3 protein-coding genes, 1 pseudogene and 1 riboswitch are annotated in these 4,328 nt (G+C 69.8%); of the genes and pseudogenes, 2 read left to right on the plus strand and 2 right to left on the minus strand.

Going from position 1 to position 4,328, the window contains the following annotated elements; all coding sequences use genetic code 11:
- Nucleotides 1-224 (plus strand): annotated as a pseudogene (locus J0695_RS44520) (DNA polymerase IV); the annotation flags it as partial.
- On the opposite strand, the gene J0695_RS37545 reads toward J0695_RS44520, so the two are convergent.
- The gene (locus tag J0695_RS37545; protein WP_206969256.1) at nt 149-517 is read right to left on the minus strand and encodes a PRC-barrel domain-containing protein; all 369 of its coding nucleotides are present in this window, start codon (nt 515-517) and stop codon (nt 149-151) included. The pseudogene J0695_RS44520 and the gene J0695_RS37545 overlap by 76 nt on opposite strands.
- A 114-nt stretch (nt 518-631) precedes the next feature.
- A riboswitch (glycine riboswitch) is annotated at nt 632-730 on the plus strand.
- Nucleotides 731-917: 187 nt separating this feature from the next.
- On the opposite strand from J0695_RS37545, the gene gcvP reads away from it, so the two are divergent.
- Nucleotides 918-3,806 (plus strand): aminomethyl-transferring glycine dehydrogenase, encoded by a 2,889-nt coding sequence (gene gcvP, locus J0695_RS37550; protein ID WP_206969258.1) that lies wholly within the window; start codon nt 918-920, stop codon nt 3,804-3,806.
- Nucleotides 3,807-3,883: 77 nt separating this feature from the next.
- Here gcvP and J0695_RS37555 read toward each other — a convergent pair whose 3' ends face one another.
- A complete protein-coding gene (locus J0695_RS37555; protein ID WP_277990090.1) occupies nt 3,884-4,090 on the minus strand; it encodes a DUF5999 family protein in 207 nt (68 codons plus the stop codon).
- Nucleotides 4,091-4,328: the final 238 nt, after the last annotated feature.

Consider the following 4,328-nt stretch of genomic DNA (forward strand, 5'->3'; position numbering starts at 1 on the left):
GGTGGGTGCAGGGCAGCGGGGTGGGGCGGGTCACAGTGCGGTTCGAGGAACCCTGGTCGGCCGTTCCTGGGCGGGTGCGGACGTTCCGGGTCGACGATCCAGCTCTGGAGCTGTCGGAGCCGCTGCCGCTGGTACGGACCGAGGACGGTCAGTCGTCCTCGCCCGCCAGCCGGCCGAAGTCCCGGTCCGGCGCCGGGGCGGGGGCCGAGATCTCCAGCCCGTAGTGGTGGTAGAGCTGGAGCTCCTGTTCGGGGGAGAGATGGCGGCCCACGCCGAAGTCGGGGGCGTCCTTGATGAGGGAGCGTTCGAAGGGGACCCGGAGGGTGTCGTCGACCAGTTCACTCGGTTCCAGCGGGACGAAGGCGTCCCTGCTGAAGAGGCCGGTGCGGACGGCGGCCCACTCGGGGACACCGGTGGCGTCGTCGAGGTAGACCTCGTCGACGGTTCCGATCTTGGTGCCATTGCGGTCGAATGCCTTGCGGCCGATCAGGCTGCGCGGATCGATGTCGGTCTGCACGGTCCCTCCAACTGGTCGCAACTGCTCTGTAAACACTACAAAAGTGCAGATACGGGGTGGCGTCCACTCGAAGGCCCGGCCGTCGGCCGCGCTGGTAGGCTGGCGCACGGCTGCTGACCCCGCGCGGGAGAGCCTCAGACGGAGATCGTCCGGAGGCGCCGAAGGAGCAAATCCTCCCCGGAATCTCTCAGGCACACGTACCGCACGGACGAGGTCACTCTGGAAAGCAGGGCGGGCGTCGGGCGGGCACGTTCCGAGTCCCTCCCTCACCGACGGTGAAAGCCGGTGCGCCCTGTGCGGACCGGTGAAACTCTCAGGTTGAGATGACAGAGGGGGAGGCCGTTCGGGCACCCGCGCCGTGGTGCCCCTCGCAGGTCGCGTCGACCAGGAGGCCTCCGCCATGACCGCCCACCGCATTCCGCTCTCTCAGCTCGAGCGTGGCATTCCCTTCGAGCAGCGTCATATCGGACCCGATGCCGGGGCGCAGGCGAAGATGCTCGCCCAGGTCGGATACGGCTCGCTGGACGAGCTCACCGCCGCCGCGGTGCCCGAGGTCATCAAGAGCGCCGGTGCGCTGCAGCTTCCCGAGGCGCGGACCGAGGCCGAGGTGCTCGCCGAGCTGCGCTCGCTCGCGGACCGCAACCAGGTGCTCGCACCGATGATCGGGCTCGGCTACTACGGCACCTTCACCCCGCCGGTTATCCTCCGCAACGTCATGGAGAACCCGGCCTGGTACACGGCGTACACGCCCTACCAGCCGGAGATTTCGCAGGGCCGCCTGGAGGCGCTGCTCAACTTCCAGACCGTGGTCGCCGACCTGACGGGTCTGCCGACCTCCGGCGCTTCCCTGCTCGACGAGTCCACCGCGGCCGCCGAGGCGATGTCCCTCGCCCGCCGGGTCGGCAAGGTCAAGAACGGTGTCTTCCTGGTCGACGCCGACGCGCTGCCGCAGACCGTCGCCGTCATCGAGACGCGCGCCGAGCCGACCGGTGTCGAGGTCGTCGTCGCGGACCTGAGCGACGGGATCCCGGCCGAGATCGCCGAGCGCGGTGTGTTCGGTGTGCTGCTCCAGTACCCCGGAGCCTCCGGTCACGTACGGGACATCAAGCCGGTGATCGAGCAGGCTCATGAGCTCGGCGCGATCGTCACCGTGGCCGCCGACCTGCTGGCGCTGACGCTGCTCACCTCTCCGGGTGAGCTCGGCGCGGACATCGCGGTGGGCACCACTCAGCGCTTCGGTGTGCCGATGGGCTTCGGCGGTCCGCACGCCGGGTTCATGGCCGTACGCGAGAAGTTCGCGCGCAGCCTGCCGGGCCGGCTCGTCGGAGTCTCCGTGGACGCCGACGGCAACAGGGCGTACCGGCTGGCCCTGCAGACCCGCGAGCAGCACATCCGCCGCGAGAAGGCCACCAGCAACATCTGCACCGCTCAGGTGCTGCTCGCCGTGATGGCCGGGATGTACGCCGTCTACCACGGCCCCGACGGGCTGCGCGGGATCGCGCAGCGCACCCACAGGTACGCCACGATCCTGGCCGAGGGGCTGCGGGGTTCGGGCGTCGAGGTCGTGCACGGCAGCTACTTCGACACCCTGACCGTACGGGCCCAGGGGCGGGCCGCCGAGGTCGTCGCCGCCGCCCGTGAGCGGGGCGTGAACCTCTACCAGGTCGACGCCGACCATGTCTCCGTCGCGTGCGACGAGACCACCACGCGTACGCAGCTGTCCGCGGTCTGGGCCGCGTTCGGGGCCGAGGGCGATGTCGAGGCGCTCGACGCCGAGCACACCGCAGACGCGCTGGCGGCCGGGCTGCTGCGCGATGACGAGGTGCTCACCCACCCGGTCTTCCACCAGCACCGTTCCGAGACCGCGATGCTGCGCTACCTGCGCAAGCTCGCCGACCGGGACTATGCGCTGGACCGGGGCATGATCCCGCTCGGCTCCTGCACCATGAAGCTGAACGCGACCACCGAGATGGAGCCGGTCACCTGGCCCGAGTTCGGGGCGATGCACCCCTTCGCGCCGGTCGAGCAGGCCGCCGGATATCTGACGCTCATCCATGAGCTGGAGGAGCGGCTCTCCGAGGTCACCGGGTACGACAAGGTCTCGCTGCAGCCCAACGCCGGTTCGCAGGGCGAGCTCGCGGGGCTGCTGGCCGTCCGTGCGTACCACCGGGCCAACGGCGACCTGCAGCGCACCGTCTGTCTCATCCCGTCCTCCGCGCACGGCACCAACGCGGCCAGCGCGGTGATGGCCGGCATGAAGGTCGTCGTGGTGAAGACCGCGGACGACGGCGAGGTCGATGTCACGGACCTGCGCGCCAAGATCGAGCAGTACCGTGAAGAGCTGTCCGTGCTGATGATCACCTACCCGTCCACCCACGGGGTGTTCGAGGCGCACGTCGCCGACATCTGCGCCGAGGTGCACGAGGCGGGCGGCCAGGTCTATGTCGACGGCGCCAACCTCAACGCGCTGGTCGGGCTCGCCAAGCCGGGCAAGTTCGGCGGCGACGTCTCGCACCTGAACCTGCACAAGACCTTCTGCATCCCGCACGGCGGCGGCGGCCCCGGTGTCGGTCCGGTGGGCGTGCGCGCGCACCTGGCGCCGTACCTGCCCAACCACCCGCTCCAGCCGACCGCCGGACCCGAGACGGGCGTCGGTCCGATCTCGGGCGCTCCGTGGGGCTCCGCGGGGATCCTGCCGATCTCGTGGGCGTACGTACGTCTGATGGGCGGCGAGGGACTGAAGCGGGCGACGCAGGTCGCGGTGCTCGCGGCCAACTACATCGCCAAGCGGCTCGAGCCGCACTTCCCGGTGCTCTACACCGGGCCCAACGGGCTGGTCGCGCACGAGTGCATCGTGGACCTGAGGCCGCTGTCGAAGTCGACCGGCGTCAGCGTCGACGACATCGCCAAGCGGCTCATCGACTACGGCTTCCACGCGCCGACGATGTCGTTCCCGGTGGCGGGGACGCTGATGATCGAGCCCACCGAGAGCGAGAACCTCCACGAGCTCGACCGTTTCTGCGACACGATGATCGCGATCCGCGGCGAGATCGAGCGGGTGGCCTCGGGCGAGTGGCCGGTGGACGACAACCCGCTGAGCAACTCCCCGCACACCGCTGCCGCACTCGGCGGCGAGTGGGACCACCCCTACAGCCGCGAGGAAGCGGTCTTCCCGGCCGGGGTCTCGGCCGCGGACAAGTACTGGCCGCCGGTGCGCCGGATCGACGGGGCGTTCGGGGACCGTAACCTCGTCTGCTCCTGCCCGCCCATGGACGAGTACGACAACTGACGGACACAACGGACACAGCAGACGGGGCCGGTTCGGGGAATGTCACCCGGGCCGGCCCCGTCGTCGTACGTGCGCCGCTATGCGGCGGCCACCACCTGTCCCACGCCCAGTGGCCGGTGCGGGGCGATGATCTGTCCGTCCGGCAGCAGCTCGCCGGTGTCCTCGAAGACGAGAACGCCGTTGCACAGCAGGCTCCAGCCCTGTTCCGGGTGGTGTGCCACGAGGAGCGCGGCCTCCCGGTCGGCGGAGGCGGCTGTCGGGCAGGGTGGCTCGTGCTGGCACATGGATGCGTTCTTTCGCTGCGTCGTAGTGAGTGTGGTGACTGTTCCGCGGCTCGAAACTGTGTTCATGGCCGCCCCCCGGTTTCATCGGTCCGTTCCCAGTGTTGCCCCACGGACGTCAATCCGCAGGGATTTCGCGGCAGCACTTCCTACTACTCCATGACGCATCACCCGTGCGGACGGTTCAGCTCAACTGCACTGTCCCTTCGGGTGGTTCGGGGGGGCCGGTACGGGCTAGTCC

The organism is Streptomyces beijiangensis, from assembly GCF_017315755.1.
In the GTDB taxonomy this organism is placed as follows: domain Bacteria; phylum Actinomycetota; class Actinomycetes; order Streptomycetales; family Streptomycetaceae; genus Streptomyces; species Streptomyces beijiangensis.